This is a genomic window from Stenotrophomonas sp., assembly GCF_032061965.1.
Classification (GTDB): Bacteria; Pseudomonadota; Gammaproteobacteria; order Xanthomonadales; family Xanthomonadaceae; genus Stenotrophomonas.
The window spans coordinates 50,776-69,206 of record NZ_DAMBEF010000019.1 but is presented as its reverse complement, the minus strand read 5'-3'; the positions used below and the strand labels follow the sequence as shown (position 1 = coordinate 69,206).

The 18,431-nt window shown below is 63.6% G+C and carries 10 protein-coding genes; 4 read left to right on the top strand and 6 right to left on the bottom strand.

Going from position 1 to position 18,431, the window contains the following annotated elements; translation table 11 throughout:
• Positions 1-78 precede the first annotated feature (78 nt).
• From RT460_RS11770 to RT460_RS11745, 6 genes are all read right to left on the bottom strand, one after another.
• The gene (locus tag RT460_RS11770) at positions 79-2,433 is read right to left on the bottom strand and encodes a family 20 glycosylhydrolase (protein ID WP_313319147.1); all 2,355 of its coding nucleotides are present in this window, start codon (positions 2,431-2,433) and stop codon (positions 79-81) included.
• A gap of 212 nt (positions 2,434-2,645) precedes the next feature.
• On the bottom strand, positions 2,646-5,447 hold the full coding sequence (locus tag RT460_RS11765) for a TonB-dependent receptor (RefSeq protein ID WP_313319146.1): 2,802 nt from the start codon (positions 5,445-5,447) through the stop codon (positions 2,646-2,648).
• 14 nt (positions 5,448-5,461) lie between these two features.
• Positions 5,462-6,586, bottom strand: a complete 1,125-nt coding sequence (gene glk, locus RT460_RS11760) for a glucokinase (protein WP_313319145.1) — start codon at positions 6,584-6,586, stop codon at positions 5,462-5,464.
• A gap of 419 nt (positions 6,587-7,005) precedes the next feature.
• Complete coding sequence (locus tag RT460_RS11755; protein WP_313319144.1) at positions 7,006-9,315, bottom strand: family 20 glycosylhydrolase; 2,310 nt, start codon at positions 9,313-9,315, stop codon at positions 7,006-7,008.
• Between the two features lie 329 nt (positions 9,316-9,644).
• Entirely contained in the window at positions 9,645-12,362 is a 2,718-nt protein-coding gene (locus RT460_RS11750; RefSeq protein ID WP_313319143.1) for a TonB-dependent receptor, read from the bottom strand.
• Positions 12,363-12,453: 91 nt separating this feature from the next.
• On the bottom strand, positions 12,454-13,473 hold the full coding sequence (locus RT460_RS11745) for a glucokinase family protein (protein WP_313319142.1): 1,020 nt from the start codon (positions 13,471-13,473) through the stop codon (positions 12,454-12,456).
• Between the two features lie 364 nt (positions 13,474-13,837).
• Here RT460_RS11745 and RT460_RS11740 point away from each other — a divergent pair, with 364 nt between their 5' ends.
• From RT460_RS11740 to nagA, 4 genes are read left to right on the top strand one after another with little or no spacing between them, the layout of a single operon-like run.
• Positions 13,838-15,127 carry a sugar MFS transporter gene (locus RT460_RS11740; protein ID WP_313319141.1) on the top strand — a complete coding sequence of 430 codons (1,290 nt, stop codon included), beginning with the start codon at positions 13,838-13,840 and terminating at the stop codon, positions 15,125-15,127.
• A gap of 43 nt (positions 15,128-15,170) precedes the next feature.
• On the top strand, positions 15,171-16,247 hold the full coding sequence (locus tag RT460_RS11735) for a LacI family DNA-binding transcriptional regulator (protein WP_313319140.1): 1,077 nt from the start codon (positions 15,171-15,173) through the stop codon (positions 16,245-16,247).
• 6 nt (positions 16,248-16,253) lie between these two features.
• The gene (locus RT460_RS11730; protein ID WP_313319139.1) at positions 16,254-17,282 is read left to right on the top strand and encodes an SIS domain-containing protein; all 1,029 of its coding nucleotides are present in this window, start codon (positions 16,254-16,256) and stop codon (positions 17,280-17,282) included.
• Entirely contained in the window at positions 17,282-18,424 is a 1,143-nt protein-coding gene (gene nagA / locus RT460_RS11725; RefSeq protein ID WP_313319138.1) for an N-acetylglucosamine-6-phosphate deacetylase, read from the top strand. The genes RT460_RS11730 and nagA overlap by 1 nt, the downstream gene beginning before the upstream one ends.
• Positions 18,425-18,431: the final 7 nt, after the last annotated feature.

Below are 18,431 nucleotides of genomic sequence, written 5' to 3'. Positions count from 1 at the left end.
TTGCAGGTTTGGCCTTGAAGGCGCGGTGCGGGGCGGGGGGAGGAGAGGACCCTACGTACCGCATCGCGCCTTCCCGTTTCAGTCCTTCGGTTGCAACCACACCTGGTCCAGTACCCACATCTGCGGCCGCGTATCGCCGCTGAAGGTCATGCACAGGTCGCTGATCTGCACGCCATTCGCGCGCAATGGTGCTTCCAACTCGATAAAGCCATCGGCACCCGTTTGCGCGGGCAACGGCACGGTTGCCAGCACCGGCCCTTCGCAGCTGGCGCGCACCTCGAACTCGCCATGGCGGGCCTTGGGTTTGTGGTAGCTGCGCTTTGCCTCATCTTCATGCAGTAGGCCAAAGTTGTAGGGGATACGACCGGCCCGCACCTTGATCGATGCGATGTCCTGCAGCTGTGCGTCTTCCCACAACCAGCACGGGTTGAAGATGGTGACGTCGAAATTGTCGCGCTCACCGTGCAGCGGGTTGTCGTCGATCAGGCGCAGCAGCAGGCGGCCGCCCTGCGGGCACTGCGCCAGGGTCTTGTCACTGCGACCCAGCAGTGACGCCGCATCGAAGTTCCATTGGCTGGGCTTGTCGGCCACCGGCTCGCCGTTGAAGAAGGTCTGCGCGGTCAGCACGGTCGGTACCGGCAAGGTCAGTGCGCCGGGATAGGCCGGTGACAGCGCAGTGGGGGTGCTGCCGTCGGTGGTGTAGCGGATATCGCGGTAGCTCAGTGGGTTGGACAGCTCCACCGTGACCTTGTTGCCGGCGCGGTCATCCTGGCGCTTCATCGCTACCGACAACGCGGTTTGTCCGTAGCCGATGCCCAGCGCCTTGTAGCGCTGCAACTGCGCCGGCAAGCGGGTGAGGAAGTCGTCGTAGCTCTTGTTCTGCAGCGGTGTCCATGCGATCTCGGACAGCGCAGCCAAGCGTGGGAATACGTTGTGCTTTAGGTGTTCGCCGCTGCGGGTGTGCTCGGTCCACATATTGGCCTGCACGCCGATCACGTGCTTGCGCTGCGCCTCGGTCAGTTCCGCCGGTACTGGATCGAATGCATATATGCGCTGCATGGAGGTGAACTTGGGACGGCCCGGCGGTTCTTCCGGCAGATTGGTCTGCAGGAAATCCAGGTACAGGGTATTGCCCGGCGCCATCACCACGTCGTGGCCGTGGGTGGCCGCTTCGATGCCGCCCTCGATGCCGCGCCAGGACATCACCGTGGCCTGCGGCGGCAGCCCGCCTTCGATGATCTCGTCCCAGCCGATCAGCTTGCGGTCGTGATCTTCCAGGTATTTTTCCAGACGCTTGAGCATATGCGATTGCAGTGCTTCCTCGTCCTTCAGGCCCAGCTCGCGGAGGTAGGCCTGCACCTGTGGCGAATCCTGCCACTGGTATTTCACCGCCTCGTCGCCACCGATATGGATGTACTGGCCGGGGAACATGTCCAGCACTTCGGCCAGGATGTTTTCCAGGAACTGCAGGGTTTCCTCGCGCGGGTTGAACAGATAGGGGTTCACGCCCCAGTTGGCCGACGGCTGGGTCGGGCCATCGACCACGCCGTGTTCCGGGTACGCAGCAACCGCGGCCTGTGCATGGCCGGGCACGTCGATCTCGGGGACCACCGTGATGTGGCGGGCGGCGGCATAGGCCACCACGTCGCGGATCTGCTCCTGCGTGTAGTAACCGCAATACAGATGCGGCTTGCCGTCAGGGCCAACGCCAGCTTCGCCGGCAGCGGCACGGCAGCTGCCCACCTCGGTCAGCTTCGGGTAGCGCTTGATCTCCATGCGCCAGCCCTGGTCATCGGTGAGGTGCCAATGAAAGGTATTGAGCTTGTGCGTGGCCATCGCGTCGAGGATCAACTTGATGTCCTCGATGCTTTGGAAATGACGTGCCGAGTCGAGCATGAAGCCGCGCCAGTTGAAACGCGGGGCGTCATCGATCTGCATCGCCGGTAGCGTGACTTCAGCCGATGGCGCAGCGGCGAGCAGTTGCCACAGCGACATCGCGCCGTAGAACAGGCCGCGCGCGTCGGCGGCCTCGACCAGGATGCCATTGCCATTGATACGCAGCGAATAGCCTTCCGGGGACACTGTGGTCGCCGGCGTACCGATGCGGAACTGGATCGCTCCCTTGGCCGTGCCGTTGCTGGCGGTCTGCAACTGGAGTGGCGTGGTCCGGCCAAGCAATCCGGCGAACTGCTGGGCTACGTCGTTGGTGCCAGCGCCCGCCTGGATCCGCGTTGCGTTGTTAACGACGAAGCTGCCCGGGGCCGGCTGCACCGAAGCTGGGCGCGGGATGATGCTGGCGCCGGTGAGCTCGACCGGCAGCGGTTGCTGCGACGGCGGGTTGTCGGCCGCGTCAACGGAGGGAAGGCTGGCGGCGCCGAGCGCAAGCAGCAAGGCAGCGTGCAGTGCGTGGACGGAGCGTCTGTCTCGATTCATCGGTGATCCTTGGAGCGAAGTTGGGCCGTTGCGTTACGCTGCGGGCCGTTGTCGTTCAGGCAATGGTCCAATCCTTGCGCATGCGGATGTAGCGGGCCAATCCCATAAGTACCAGGCAGGCGCGGTGTCGCATACGAAAAAAAGCGGGCCTGGAAAACCCAGGCCCGCTGGAGGAGAAAACAAGCAAAAGCAGTGATGCGGGTAGATCGGGTTTAGAAGTTGAAACGCAGCGAGGCGTTGTAGCGACGGCCACCCAGGTAGGCGCCGCGGGTGAGCTGCTCCACCCCGGAGTAGGAGTGGTATTCCTCATCCAGCAGGTTCATCGCATCCAGGCCGACCGACAGGTTCTCGGTGATCTTGAATGCCACCGACGCGTCGAGCGAAGCGTAGTCCATCGTCCACAGCTCACGCGCCGCGCTGACCTGGGTGAAGTACTTGTCACGCCAACCGTAGGTGACACGCGCGGTCCAGGTGTCATTCTCGAAGAACGGGCTGATGTTGAACTGGTTCTTCGAGTTGAACGGCAGTGGGCGACCGTCAGTGGCTTCGCCATCGGAATAGGTGTAGTTGGCGACCACGCCAAAGCCGGCACCGAAGTTCTGCTGCCATGCAATGGAATACCCCTTGATCTTGGCGTCGCCTGCGTTGCGCGGGCGATCCACCAGATACGTGTCGTTCTTGTTCTGGTTCTGGTTCCAATGGGTTTCCGGGGTCGACTCGGTGAGGATGTAGTCGGAAACATCACGGTAGAAGACCGAGCCGGCGAGGATGGCGTTCTCCGAGAAGTACCATTCCGCCGAGAAGTCCACGTTGGTTGACAGGTAGGGCTTCAGGCTGGGGTTGCCGCCGCCGCCGGTCAGGGCGGTGTCGGACAGCCACAGGTAGGACGAGACATCCGTGTAGTTCGGGCGCGCCATGGTCTTGGCCACGGAAGCACGCAGCACGAGGCTGTCGGTCGCGTCGAAGGCGACGTTCAAGTTCGGCAGCAGGTTGTTGTACTTGTTCTTCTTCACTACATGGTCGTAGGACGCAGCGAGCTTTTCGGCAGACCAGCTGGGCTGGGTGCAGCCGGCAAGGCCGGTATTACACGCGTAGCTGCCCGACTCAAGGTCGGTGGTGACATAGCGGACGCCGATATTGCCGCGCACGCGGTCCAGGCTGAAATCGGCCTGCACATAGGCCGCGCCGATGTCTTCGTTGATGGACCAGTTGTTGCGGGCGAATTCCTCGGCACTGAACGGTGAGACCACCGGCATTGTCTGCCACGGTGCCAGCCACTTGCCGCTGGTGATGTAGTCGGCCAGCTTCCAACCGTCGATGGTGAAACGATCGCCCAGGTCACCGTAGCCGCTGAAGCCCTTCAGGTAGTTGTCCGGCAGCACGCGCGGATCGAAGTCAGAGGCTTTGGCGTCGCCATAACCGGCCACCGATGCCAGGCCGATACCGCGCTGGATCTGGGTGGTCTCGTGCTTGCGCTGCTTGTAGCCGAAGCGCAGCAAGTAGATCGGCGAGTCCAGCTTGATGCCGAAATCGACCTGGCCGTAGGTTTCCTTGTCGGTGGTCGGCTTCTCGACAAGGTTGCCGCCCCAACCGGTGTTCCAGGTCGACTGGGTCGGGTCTGCACCCCAGCCGCCATCCATCTGGAACTGGTCGGGGTTGACGAAGGGATTGGAGCCGGTGAACTCCACGCTGCCCGGCTTGCCGGGTGCATCGGCGATGGACCAGGTGTAGTCCGTGCGCGCAAGGAACTCACCGAACACCTGCTTCGGTCCACCTTCGGCCTTCGTGCGGCCAACGTGGGTGGAGGCGAACCAGCGTTCGTCATTCCAGTCCACCTTGATGTCATAGGTTGCCGAATCCACCTGCGCACGGCGATTCTGCAGGTCGAATACGACCAGGCCGTTCTTGTGGCTGGCGCTGGTGATCAGGCCATCCTTGACGGTGATGTCGCTGAGCGTCTTCAGGCTGTTCCAGGTGTTGCCCTGGTGGGTGAACATCGACTGCGCCATGTGATCGAAATTGGCATCGATCTTCAGCGCGTTCAACTCAATGTTCATCTGCTCTACCGGCTTGAACTGCAGGGCCAGCGAGTAGGTCTTGCGTTGACGTTCCTGTTCGAAGAAGTGGGCGCTGGTGGAGTTCGGGCCAACTGCATCGGGGTTGGCGTACAGCGTGTCGGCACAGGTGCCGGTGCAGGTAGCCGGCAGCGTGGGCTGTGAGCCATCCGGATTCGGCGCTACCGACCAGTCGGGTGGCAGGTTGGTGACGGAGCCGTTGGAGCCGCCAAGGCCGCCGATGTAGTCCTTGGCGCGGACAATTCCGTACGATTCGATGCCGTCGCGACGGATGCTTTCGTTGGATGCCTGTGCCGACATGATGAAGCCGAAGTTCTCTGCCTCGTTCTTCCATGCGAAGGCTGCCGAGGCACTGGGGTCGGTCTTTTCAACGCGGTCATTTCGGCCGTAGCTGACACGGCCGGACACGCTGACCTTCTCCGGCATGTCCAGCGGCTTGCGCGTGGATACGATCACCGTGCCGCCGATCGAACCTTCGTCTATGCGGGCTTCGGGTGACTTGAAGACTTCGAGCTTGCCGACCAGTTCCGGCGCCAGCAACGAGTAGTTGAACGTACGGGTCGGGAAGTCGGACATGTTCCAGTCGCCCGAGGCGATGGACTGGCCGTTGAGCAGGGTGCGGTTCAAGGCCGGGTCCGTTCCCAGGATGGACACCTTCTCGCCCTGGCCATATGCCCGGTCGATGGTTACACCCGGAATGATGGTCATCGCTTCGGCCACGTTGGTGGCCGGGAACTTGCCGACATCCTCGGCGGTGATCACATCGACGATGGCATCGGCATTGCGCTTGGTATCCAGCGATTGCTGCAGGCTGGCGCGGATGCCTGTGACGACCACGCGGTCGAGGTCGGTGGCTTCGCTGCCAGCGTCCTGTGCGTGTGCGGAAAAGCTCAGGCAGGTGACGATGGCGGCGGATAGTACGGACTTGCGGTACCTCATGATGTCTCTCCTCATCATTGATGGATGCCGGCGGCGTAGCCGGGATTTGCTTCACTGGAAACCGTGCACGCGCGGCTGTCGCGGTGCACCTGCGGGACTGTGTGCGGCGACGCGGAGGCGCTGTTGCCCCCGCGTCCCAGGTACCAACTGGCGGCGCCGATGACGCCCAGTTGCCCGTGTTCGATCAGGCGCACGGGGATGTGCTGCAGCGCTTCGCGCATCGGCCCCTTGTTGAGGAAGCGTTCGACGAAGTTGCTGTTCTCAAGCAGCTGGCGGATCTGCGGCAGGATGCCGCCGGCCAGATAGATACCCCCTTGTGCGCCATAGAGCAGTGCCATGTCGCCCAGGGTTGAGCCAAGCAGACCGCAGAACAGCTGCATGGTCTGGACAGCCAATGCGTCTTCGCCGGTGCAGCCAGCCGCGGTGATCGCATCGGGTGTGCAATGCGTTGCGCTGGCGTGGCGCACGTCGCACAGCGCGGTGTACAGGTTGACCATTCCTGGTCCGGACAGCGCGTGTTCGATGGTGACGTGACGATGGCGCTGCTGCATCTGCTGCAACACCGCGATCTCAAGTGGGCTGCTGGCTGCCAGCGACGCCTGGCCGGCTTCGGTGGCCAGTACAACGGGCTGCTCGCCGCGTGGAATCCACAATGCCGCACCCAGGCCGGTACCGGGGCCGACGATGAGCACCGGCCCATTGACCGCGTGGGCTGGACCGCTGAGCTGCAGCAGGGTGCTTGCTTGCATGTAGGCGGCGGCGTGGGCCACGGCCTCGAAGTCGTTGACCAGATGCACGGCATCAAGGCCCAGCTGCGTGCGGATGGCATCGCAGGACAGCGACCAGGGCAGGTTGGCCGAGATCACGGTTCCATCAGCCAGTGCATAGCCGGCGCTGGCGATGGCGCACTCGCGCACGTGGTGACGGTCGGCGCGGAAGGCGGCCAGGATGCTGGCCAGGTCCGGGTAGTCGGCGCAGCGGTATTGCCGGTAGTCCAGCATCTGCAGGTCGGGGTTGGCGCCTTGTCCCGCTTGCAGCAGCCCAACGCGCACGTGGGTGCCACCCACATCGGCCGCCAGCAATGGCGTGGCCGGTAGCTTGGAACTCAGCTTGGGCGCTGCTGGCGGGCTGGCAACCACGTCGTACATCCCCTGAAAGTGAGCGCAGTGCCTGTTGGCGCTACGGCAACCGGAGTGTCCGTGGTTGGTGACAACGATGTCAAGGTGCGTTGCAAAAAATTTTCATTCCCGCTTGTTGCGTATTTTCAGAGCTACATCGCTGAATTTGCGGGTGATTTTCATGTAGCGACAATTTATTTTCACGCAAGGAACCGGCTGCGATGAAAATAATTTGGTTGGGTGAAATTTTTTGGCAGATTTTTGGCAGAGAGCAGCGCGTCCCCGAAGGCCTGGAAGGCATCACACCGGCGCCGGCGCCAGGTCGTCCTGCTGCCCGGGTAAGGATGACCCGGGGCAGTGCTCCTGTCTGTCTACGCGTGGGCGCAAACGACAAAGGCCATCGCAAGCGATGGCCATTGTGGTGTTGCGGTGTGTGCGTGTCAGTCGGCGGGCTGCAGCTTGATCCAGTCCAGTGTCCACATATTGGGGCGGGTGTCACCGGTGAAGCGGATGCACAGGTCGCCACGGCGTGCGGGCTGGGTCAGGGCAGCATCGAACTCGACAAAGCCATCCGGGCCGGGCTCGGCTGGCAGCGGCAGCGTTGCCAGCGGCTTGCCTTCGCAGTTGGCCAGGATTTCCATTTCGCCGTGTGCGCTGTGTGCCGGCGCGAACTTGCGCGAAGGCTCATCGTGGGCCAGCTGGAAGTTGTACGGAATGCGGCCGGCACGCACCTGCACCCGGGCGATGCCGGACAGATCAACGTCGCTCCACAACCAGCAGGGGTTGAAGATGTTGACGTTGAAGACTTCGCGCTCGCCTTCGGCGGGGCCGTCATCTTCCAGGCGCAGCAGTAGCTTGCCGCCGTTCGGGCACAGGCCCAGCTGGGTGTCTTCGCGGACCAGCAATGATTCGGCATCCAGCTTGAAGGTCCGGGCGGCAGCCAGTGGCTTGCCGTCGAAGAAGGCGGCCGTCTGCAGCTGCACTGGCACCTTCAACTGCAGCGGCTGGCTGTAGAGCGGCGAGCTGGCGCTGACCGCGCTGCCATCCAGCGTGTAGTGCACCGGGTAGCCGAGCGGATTGGCCAGGCTCACCTGCACCGCACCGGTGCGGTACTCGCCCTTGTCCTGCATGTCCACCTGGAACGGTGTCTTGGCGTAGGCAATGTTCATTGCCTGATAGCGCTGCAGCTGGCGCGGCAGGCGTTGCAGGAAGTTGCTGAAAACACGCTTGTCCTGCGGGCTCCAGCCGGTTTCGGCTACCGCGGCCAGGCGCGGGAACAGATTGTGCTCCAGGTTCTGGTCGTTGCGGGTGTGCTCGTTGAACATATTGGCCTGCAGGCCAAGGATGTGCGAACGCTTGTCGGCGGCCAGCTCGGCCGGCACCGGTTCGAACTCGTAGGCCTTCTGCAGCGGGATGGTGGTGGGGCGGCCCGGTGGCTCGTTCGGCGAGTCGGTCTGCAGGTAGTCCATGTACATGTGGGTGACCGGCGACATCACCACGTCGTGGCCTTCGCTGGCGGCCTTGAGCCCACCTTCGGTGCCACGCCAGGACATCACCGTCGCTTCCGGCGGCAGGCCGCCTTCAAGGATTTCGTCCCAGCCGATCAGGCGCCGATCATGCTGCTCCAGGAACTTCTCCAGGCGCTTGATGATGTGGCTCTGCATTTCCATCTCGTCCTTGGCGCCCAGCTCGCGCATGCGCTCCTGTACGCGCTTGGAGGCGATCCACTGGTCCTTGACCGCTTCATCGCCGCCGACGTGCACGTACTTGGACGGGAACATCTCAATCACTTCTTCCAGCACGTTCTCGAGGAACTGGAAGGTGCTTTCCTCGGTATTGAACAGGTTCGGGAACACGCCCCACTGGTTGTCGATGACCAGTTGCTGATCGGTGGTGCCCAGTTCCGGATAGGCAACGATGGCAGCGGTGGCGTGGCCGGGTACGTCGATTTCCGGGATCACCTGGATATGGCGCTCGCCAGCGTAGGCGATGATTTCGCGGATCTGCTCCTGCGTGTAATAGCCGCAGTACTGGCGCGTCTCGCCGGTGGCCGCGTTGCGACCAGCGTCACCCAGTGGCACGCGGCAACTGCCGACTTCGGTCAGTTTCGGGTAGCGCTTGATCTCCATGCGCCAGCCCTGGTCATCGGTGAGATGCCAATGGAAAGTGTTGAGCTTGTGCTGCGCCATGGCATCAAGCAGCTTCTTGATCTCGTCCATGCTCTGGAAGTGGCGCGCCGAGTCCAGCATGAAACCACGCCATGGGAAGCGCGGGGTGTCATTGATGGTGGCCGCGGCAACATGGCCGGGCGTATTGCCGGTGAGCAACTGCGCGGCGGTGACCGCACCGTAGAACAGGCCGACGTCGTCACCGGCGCTGATATCGATGCCGGTGTTGGACACCTTGAGCGCATAGCCTTCGGCGGTATTGGTTGCCGAGGGGTCGAGGCGGAAGCGGATCTGCGCATTGCTCGCGTTGTCGGCCACGGCCAGGGTGGGGCCACCGTTCTGCTTGAGCAGGGTGATGAACTGTGCGGCGGCACGGCGCGCAGCCTCATCGTTGCCGCCCGCGCGGGCTGAAGTGCGCAGCACGAAGTCCTTGCCACCGTCAGCCTGGTAGTTGGCGGGAAGGGGGATAAGCGAAGGGGCGGAGGTGGTGTCGGCCGCCTGTACCTGCAGGGCGGTCATGCCCAGCAATACGCAGCTGCTGAGCCACGGCGCGCGGCTGCGCTGGTGGAGGGACTTCGTCATGGGCGGAGCTCCTGTCTGTCTTTGCATGGGCGGCAGTGTGTCCTGCCGCATGGATCTTGTGTAGTGCCGAAGGATGTCCGGCAATCTGTGGCAGTTGTAGTGCCGAGCCATGCTCGGCAAGCCTTTGCTCGTGTAGTAACGAGCCATGCTCGGCAACGCACGCATTGCCGAACGTAACGGCTGCCGAGCATGGCTCGGCACTACATGAAGCGTGGGGCGACACCAATGCTGAGCACGGCTCGGCACAGCACTCCCCAAAACAAACCGGGCCCGGAATGATCCAGGCCCGGCGGGTCACGCTAACCGGCGATGTTGCATGCCGGCATGGATCAGAACTTGAAGCGAGCGTTCAAGTAGTACTGGCGACCGTTGTTGTAGAACGCAACCGGAATGGTCGAGCTCTGGTAGTACTTGTAGGTCGGGTCGTTGAGGTTCAACGCGTCGAGGCTGAAGCTCAACCAGTCGGTGGCCTTGTAGTTCAGCGAGACCGACACGGTGCCGAAGGAATCCTGATAGTACGGATTCACCGAGGACAGGCCGATCAGGAACGACGAGCGGTAGGTGTAGCCGACGCGGGCACCGAAGGTGTCGTTCTCGAAGTAGGCGCCCACGTTGTAGGTGTCCTTCGAGTTGCCGAGCAGTGCATTGCTACCATCCGCCCAGGTGTGCGACGTGCTGCCATCGGAGTAGGTGTAGTTTGCGTCGATACCGAAGTTTTCGCCGATCGGCTGCTGATAAGCCAGCTCGAGACCCTGTACCTGCGCGTTGGCATTGGTCGGCAGCGAGATGTCGTACTGCTCCAGCTGGCCGGTGAGCTCGCTGAACAGCATCTGCTTCTCGGTGCCGTAGGCCACGTAGTCCTTCATGTTCATCGAGAACACGCCGAACGACAGCAGGCCGCGCGGCATGAAGTACCACTCAAGGTTGGCATCGAAGTTGGTGGAGACCACCGGCTTCAGGTTCGGGTTGCCGGCCGAGCCGGTCTTGTCCAGGTCCGAGCCGGATGCCGAGGCGCCCAGTGCCGAGTAGTCCGGCAGGGTCTGGGTCTGCGAAGCGGCAACGCGGAACACCAGGTTGTCAGCCAGGTCGAACTTGAAGTTCGCGCTGGGCAGCAGGCGACGGTGGGTGTTGCTGTTGTTGATGATGTTCCAGCCACCCCACACCGGGCAGGCCCAGCCACACACCGGGCCCGGGCCCTGGGCGAACAGGCTGCTAACGTCGGCATTGGCGATATCGGACACGGCCCGATAGCTCATGATGTCCTGCTTGATGCTGACGTAACGCAAGCCGACGTTGCCGGCCCAATTGTCGCCGGTGAAGTTGGCCTGGATGTATGCCGCCAGGTTCTTCTCCTCGACCTTCCATTCCGAACCGTAGTTGCGGCGGCCGTTCGGGCCGTCGTCATTGGAGAGCCAGGTGGAGTTGTTGGTGACAGCGTCCTTCAGTGCGCCCGGGGTGAAGTACCACAGGTTGCGCGGGAACTTGCCGCCGATGCCGCTGGCGAAGCCACTCGGGTAGTTGGCAGTGGCACCGTTCTGCAGCTCCGACCAGATATCGCCCGGGCTGGCGCCTTCCGGCGACATGGCTTCACGGCTGTGCTTGGCATAGCGCAGGCCGAAGTCCAGCGAACTCAGCACACCGGTATCCATGTACTGGTTGAAGTCGAGCGAGGCCCACTTTTCCTTGTCCTCGGCAATGATCTGCTGATTGCCCCAGGTGCCGAAGCTGGTGACGCCTGACGGGCTCAGGTCGCCGCCCAGGCTCCAGTCGGTCGGCGAGCCGTTGCCGTGGGTGCTCCAGCTGGCGCCGCCGCCATTGGCGAGGGTGACTTCGGCGATGTACTGACGGGCTGTCTTGCCTTCGCCCGTCGTGCTGCCTGCCTGGAACTTGGAGGTCAGGTTGTCGTTGATCTGCCAGTCCGCATCGAAGGTCAGGTAGTTTGTCTTGGCCGACGACTCACGATAGATCATGTCGTAGACACCGTAGTTGGTGCCTGCAACACCTGCATAGGTGACGTCGGTGAGCACGCCGTCCTTGACCACATAACCCGCTTCAGGTGCCTGCGAGTTGGCGAAGTTGCCGCCCCAGAGCATGAAGTTGCGGTTGTAGTTGTTGGCTTCGAGCTTGGAGCTGAAGCCGCTCACGCCCAGGGTCAGGTCATCGCTGGGCTTGAACTGGATTTCGACCAGGCCGCCCTTGCGCTCGCGGGTCTGCTCAAACAGCGTGGAGCCGAGCAGGCTCGGGGCCCATACGTCGACCAGGTCAGGGTTGCTCTGGCCCAGGGCGTTGACAGTGCCATCGTTGTTGCGACCAAGCTTGAACCAGCCGCCCGGGAACTCCTGGGCTTCACGGCGCAGCTCACGCTTCTGGCTGAAGCCCTGAACCATCACGCCAAAGGTGCCGTCTTCGTTCTTGTAGTTGAACAGGGCGGACAGCTGCGGGTCGTTGGATTTGGCCTGGTCCGAGCGCACTGCGCCGATGGATGCTTCGGCGGTGAACTGCTTGGAGAATTCCAGCGGCTTGCGGGTGATGATGTTGATGGTGCCGGTGGTGCCACCGTCCATCAGCTTGGCCTGCGAGGACTTGTTCACTTCCACCGAGCTGACCAGCTCCGACGGCAACAGCGAGTAGCTGACGCTGCGGCCGACGTTGCCGGCCTGGGACAGGACGAACCAGTCCGCCGAACCTACGGTGTGGCCGTTGATCAGGGTCTGGGTCAGGCTGGGGCTGGTGCCGCGCAGGCTGACGCGGTCGGCTTCGTCGAAGCCGCCTTCGTCGGCCGAGGACGAGCTGATGTTGACGCCCGGCAGGCGCTGCAGGGTGTCGGCCACGTTGTGTGCCGGCAGCTTGCCCACGTCTTCAGCGGTGACCACTTCCACGCGCGCATTGGCTTCGCGCTTGGTGTCCAGCGATTTTTCCATCGAGCCGCGGATGCCGGTGACGGTCACGGTGTCCAGGTCGGTGGCGGTCGGGGTGGCTTCCTGCGCGTGTGCACTGAAAGCAAGGCAGCTGACGATGGCTGCCGAAAGCAGGGTCTTGCGATGCATGTTGTCTCTCCTCAACATCTGATGGTTTGGCACGTTGTGCCGCTTGACTACGGGTCCTGCTGGTGGATCTGTTGCTTATGCTGCTGACGGCTTACGTGGCCGACTTTTCCAGATACCAACTGGCAGCGCCGATGACGCCCAGTTGCCCGTGCTCTACCAGCTTCACGGGAATGCTTTGCAACGCCTTGCCCATCGGCCCCTTGTTGAGGAAACGATCGACAAAGCTGCTGTTCAAAAGGAATTGGCTGATCTTCGGCAGGATGCCGCCGGCCAGATAGATGCCGCCCTGCGCGCCATACAACAGGGCCATGTCGCCGATGGTCGAGCCGAGAATGCCGCAGAACAGCTGCAGGGTTTCCACCGCCAACGGGTCGCTGCCATCGCAGGCGGCGGCGCTGACTGCATCCGGGGTGCTGTGCACCGGCGCCACGCTGCGTACTGCGCACAATGCGTTGTACAGGTTCAGCAGGCCCGGTCCGGACAGTGCATGTTCGATGGAGACATGTGGCCTATCCCGCTGCATTTCCTGCAGCACTGCCATTTCCAGTTCGGTGGTGGCCGCCAGCGCGGCTTGGCCTGCTTCGGTGGCCAACACCACGGAGTGGTCACCCAGCGGGATCCAGACCGCCGCACCCAGGCCGGTGCCAGGGCCGACCACCAGGGTTGGGCCGCGCTCGGCGTCGGCGGGGCCGGTCAACTGCAGGACCTGGCTGGCGTTGATGTGGGCTGCAGCGTGGGCAACCGCTTCGAAGTCGTTGACCAGATGTACGGCTTCGAAGCCGAGGTCCTCGCGGATGCGGGTGGACGAAAGCGGCCAGGGCAGGTTGGCGGAGATCACGGTGCCATCGGCCAATGCGTAACCGGCGGTGGCAATCACGCATTGCGACACGGGCGGGTGGCTGCCGGCGAAGTCGGCCAGGATCTCGCCGAGCCCGCTGTAGTCGGCATTGCGGTACTTGCGGTAGGACAGCACTTCGATGGCAGGCCCGTTGCCGGTGCCGGCCTGGATCAGGCCGACGCGGACGTGGGTGCCGCCCACATCGGCCGCAAAGAACGGCCGCGGTGCGGGATGCTGACGGGTGGTCTGCAGTGGGGGGACGACAGCGGTCACTCGGTTTCCCTATGGCGATGGGGAGCGCCCGGAAGGACGCCATTCGGGGCGGAGTCTGTAATCCTTCTGACAACGATGTCAACGAATAATTGAAGGTTTCGATGCTGCGCTGCAGCGCACTTGCGCGACCGCCGAGCTGCAAGCGGTTTCATCCGCCGCCAGCGTTAGATGCAGCAATACCGGGGATTTTTCCTACAAAGCATTCCCGCGTCTACACTTGCGCCACTTGGTTGCAGTTGCGACTACGCGTTGCGTGCTGATGCGTTGTTGACAAACCTGTCCGATGCAAACAGAGAATGTGACAACGTTGTTCCCACGTTCTCGCCAGACGGCGACGCCCGTCTTCCGCATCGCTGGAGCCCACATGTCTGCAATCCCCGATTCCACGCCGCGCACCAGCATGGCGTCTTCGATCGCCATCGTCGGCGTGCTGTTCTTCATCATCGGCTTCTGTACCTGGATCAACGGTCCGCTGATCACCTTCGTGCGGCTGGCGTTTGATGTCAGCGAGGTATCAGCGTTCCTGGTACTGATGGTGTTCTACCTGTCCTATTTCTTCCTCGCACTGCCGGCGTCGTGGATCCTCAACCGCACTGGCATGAAGAAGGGCCTGGCGTTGAGCCTGGCGGTGATGGCGGTGGGGGCGATGGCCTTCGGCGAGTTTGCTACCCGTCGCTGGTTCGGCGGTGCATTGAGCGGCCTGTTCGTCATTGGTGGCGGCATGGCCCTGCTGCAGACCGCGGTCAATCCCTATATCAGCATCCTCGGCCCGATCGAGGGCGCCGCCCAGCGCATCGCGCTGATGGGCATCTGCAACAAGATTGCCGGCATCCTCGCACCGGTGATCATCGGTACTTTCGTGCTGCATGGCATCGGTGACCTGGAAGCCCAGGTTCAGGCCGCAGACGCCGCTACCAAGGCCGACCTGCTCAATGCCTTTGCCGCCAAGATCCACACCCCGTACATGGTGATTGCCGGTGTGCTGCTGCTGGTGGCCGTGGGCGTGCTGTTCTCGCCGCTGCCGGAAGTGCAGGCGGACCAGGCCAATGCCACCAGCAATGACGGCAAGGCCGCCAAGCGCAGCATCTTCCAGTTCCCGCACCTGTGGCTGGGCGTGATGTGTCTGTTCGTCTACGTCGGCGTGGAAGTGATGGCCGGTGATGCGATTGGTACCTACGGCAATGCCTTCGGCTTGCCGCTGGACCAGACCAAGCTGTTCACCTCCTACACCCTGTTCGCGATGCTGGTGGGCTATGTGATCGGCTTGCTGCTGATCCCGCGTGTCATCTCGCAGGAAAAGTACCTGGCAGTGTCGGCGGTGCTGGGCGTGCTGTTCACCCTGGGGGCGTTTTTCACCCATGGCTATGTGTCGGTGGGCTTCGTGGCCGCGCTGGGCTTTGCCAACGCCATGATGTGGCCGGCGATCTTCCCGCTGGCGATCAAGGGCCTGGGCCGTTTCACTCAGACCGGCTCGGCCCTGCTGGTGATGGGTATTGCCGGCGGCGCGATCATCCCGCAGGCCTTCGCCCTGCTCAAGCACGCCTACCCGGAACACTTCCAGCTGGTGTTCGCCGCACTGATGATCCCCTGCTACCTGTACATCCTGTACTTCGGCACCGTAGGTCATAACGCGGGCAAGGCACGTGGCGCCTGAATCAAGCATCATGGCGGCAATCGAGCCAACGCGGGAACCGGTAATGCGTAGACCCACCATCAAGGACGTCGCCGAGCGTGCCAAGGTCTCTTTGAAGACCGTCTCGCGGGTGATCAACAACGAACCGTCGGTGATGCAGGCCACCCGCGCGCGCGTACTGCGGGCGGTGGCCGAGCTGGACTACGAGCCCGATCCTTCGGCCCGCAACCTGCGCAGCAACACCACCTTCGTGATCGGGCTGGTCTACGACAACCCCAATCCGTACCACATCATCGGGGTACAGAACGGCGTGCTGTCGGCCTGCCGCGAGACCGGCTTCGGCCTGCAGATCCATCCCTGCGACTCGACCTCGCCGATGCTGGCCGAGGAGCTGGCCGACTGGGTACAGCGTTCGCGCCTGGCCGGACTGGTGCTGACCGCGCCGATGTCCGAGCGGCCGGAACTGGTGGCTGCGCTCAACGCGCGCGGCATCAAGACCGTACGCATCATTGCCGCCACCGAGGACCCGGGCGATGGCCCCTGCGTGTTCGTCGACGACCGCGATGCGGCGTACGAAATCACCGAGCACCTGATCCAGTTGGGCCACCAGCGCATCGGCTTCCTGTGGGGTGGCACCTCGCACCGTTCCAGCGGTGAGCGCTATGCCGGCTACGAGGCGGCGTTGAAGGACTACGGCATCCAGCTGGACAAGCATCTGGTGATCCCGGGCGATTACACCTTCGACGATGGCTTCCGTGGTGCGCGCCGGCTGCTGGCGCTGCGTGAGCCGCCGACCGCCATCTTCGGCTCCAACGATGAGATCGCCGCCGGCGTGCTGGCGGCAGCCAATTCGGCCGGCTTGAACGTGCCGTATGACCTGTCCATTGCCGGCTTCGAGGACAGCCCGTTCTCGCGCCAGTCGTGGCCGGCACTGACCACTGCCAAGCAGGCAACCGGCGACATCGCTCGCCACGCCGCGCGGCTGTTGATCAGCCAACTGCGAACCGACGCCTACGAGGACAGCCCGGCACAGCTGCAGAACCAGGGTTTTGTACCGCAGCTGGTGGTGCGTGGCTCGACCGCGCCGCTGCGCCAGCAATCCTCGCGACCTCCTTCATCTCCCCCCGACCTTACCGAGTAACGATCCATGGCACTGCCGAGTGAGACCGAAACCCTGATGTTCAACGAGGCGGCACAAAGCGCCTCTGTCATCGCCGCCCAGTTCGCACGCAACCGCGACGTGGTGCAGGCCCTGGCCGCAGACCTGCGCCAGAACCCGCCGCCCTTCGTTGTTACCTGTGCACGCGGCAGTTCCGATCACGCGGCAACCTTTGCCAAGTATCTGTTCGAGACACAGCTCGGCCTGGTGACTGCGTCGGCATCGCCGTCGGTGGGCTCGGTCTATGAAGCGCCGCTGCAGCTGCGCGGCGCGCTGTACATCGTGATCTCGCAATCGGGCAAGAGCCCGGACCTGCTGCGTAATGCCGAAGCCGCCAAGGCCGCCGGCGCGCGCGTGGTGGCGCTGGTCAATGTAGAAGACTCGCCGCTGGCATTGCTGGCTGAAACCGTCATCCCGTTGGGTGCCGGTGCCGAGCGCAGTGTCGCGGCAACCAAGAGCTATCTCGCCTCGCTGGCAGCGATCCTGCAGCTGGGCGCGTACTGGAAGAATGATCCGGCCCTGATCGCCGCGCTGGACGCCTTGCCGGCCGCGATGACTGAGGCCTGGGCCTGCGACTGGAGCGCGGTGACCGACGGTCTGGTCGACGCGCACAACCTGTTCGTGCTCGGCCGTGGCCCTGGCCTGGCCGCCGCACAGGAAGCGGCATTGAAGTTCAAGGAAACCTGCGGCCTGCATGCCGAAGGCTATAGCTCGGCCGAAGTGAAGCATGGCCCGATGGCGCTGGTGGGTCGCGATTTCCCGGTGCTGGCCTTTGCTCAGCCCGATGAAACCGGCGCCGGCACCCGTGCCGTGGCCGAAGAGTTCGGCGCACGCGGCGCGCAGGTGTGGCTGACCGGCGAAGGCGGCAACCTGCCGACTGCCACCGCGCCGCACCCGCTGTGCGCACCGCTGCTGACCATCCAGAGTTTCTACCGCGCGATCAATGCGCTGGCGCTGCGCCGTGGCAACAACCCGGATCTGCCGCCGCACCTCAACAAGGTGACGGAAACCGTCTGATGAAAACCGCGCTGCGCAATGGCCGGGTACTTGCCGGCGAGAACTTCCGTGACGATGTCGCGGTACTGATCGAAGACGGCCGCATCACCGCGGTCGTGGCCAGCGACGACCCGGCCGTTGCTGCGGCCGATGCGCAGGTGGACCTGGGCGGCGGCTGGCTGCTGCCCGGTTTCATCGATGCGCAGGTCAACGGTGGTGGCGGTGCGCTGTTCAACAACCAGACCGACGTCGATGCACTGCGCACGATGGTGGCCGGGCATCGCCGCTACGGCACCACCGGCATGCTGCCGACCCTGATCAGTGACGATGCCGAGGTGATGGCGCGCGCGGTACAGGCCACGCGCGAGGCCATCGCCGCCAAGGTGCCGGGCGTGCTTGGCATTCACCTGGAAGGCCCGTACATCGCGCCGGCCCGCAAGGGCACGCATGATGCCGGCAAGTTCCGCGTGCCCGATGCCGACGAAGTGCGCATGGCCACCTCCCTGGCCAACGGCGTCACCCTGATCACGCTGGCGCCCGAACGCGTGCCGCTGGCAACGATCCAGCAGATCGTGGCCAATGGCGCCATCGTGGCCGCCGGCCATACCGCCGGTAGCTATGACGAAATCCGCGCAGGTCTGGATGCAGGCATCACCGGCTTCACCCATCTGTACAACGCCATGTCGCCGCTGCAGGGGCGTGATCCCGGTGCGGTGGGCGCGGCCTTGGAAGACGCCGACAGCTGGTGTGGCGTGATCGTCGATGGCGTGCACGTGCACCCGGCCAGCCTGCGCGTTGCGCTGGCAGCCAAACCGCGTGGCAAGGTGTTCCTGGTGACCGATGCGATGCCGATGGTGGGCTCGGACAATCCGGCCTTCGAGCTGTATGGCGAAGTGATCACCGCCGTTGATGGCGTGGTGCGCAACGCCGCCGGTGCCTTGGCGGGTTCGGCGCTGGACATGATTACTGCCGTGCGCAACACGATTGGTTTGCTGGGTTTGTCGCTGGCCGAAGCTTCGCGCATGGCATCGACGTATCCGGCACAGTTCCTGGGCCTGGATGATCGCTACGGCCAGATCGCGGCCGGCTACCAGGCCGACTTCGTCCTGCTCGATGCCGACCTGCAGGTGCAGGCCACCTGGATTGCCGGTCAACGCGACTGAGCCCAAC

Coding starts and splice junctions, on each gene's coding strand:
- RT460_RS11740 (WP_313319141.1), top strand. CDS start 13,838: ATGTCTGCAATCCCCGATTCCACGCCGCGCACCAGCATGGCGTCTTCG.
- nagA (WP_313319138.1), top strand. CDS start 17,282: ATGAAAACCGCGCTGCGCAATGGCCGGGTACTTGCCGGCGAGAACTTC.
- RT460_RS11730 (WP_313319139.1), top strand. CDS start 16,254: ATGGCACTGCCGAGTGAGACCGAAACCCTGATGTTCAACGAGGCGGCA.
- RT460_RS11770 (WP_313319147.1), bottom strand. CDS start 2,433: ATGAATCGAGACAGACGCTCCGTCCACGCACTGCACGCTGCCTTGCTG.
- RT460_RS11735 (WP_313319140.1), top strand. CDS start 15,171: ATGCGTAGACCCACCATCAAGGACGTCGCCGAGCGTGCCAAGGTCTCT.
- RT460_RS11755 (WP_313319144.1), bottom strand. CDS start 9,315: ATGACGAAGTCCCTCCACCAGCGCAGCCGCGCGCCGTGGCTCAGCAGC.
- RT460_RS11750 (WP_313319143.1), bottom strand. CDS start 12,362: ATGCATCGCAAGACCCTGCTTTCGGCAGCCATCGTCAGCTGCCTTGCT.
- RT460_RS11765 (WP_313319146.1), bottom strand. CDS start 5,447: ATGAGGTACCGCAAGTCCGTACTATCCGCCGCCATCGTCACCTGCCTG.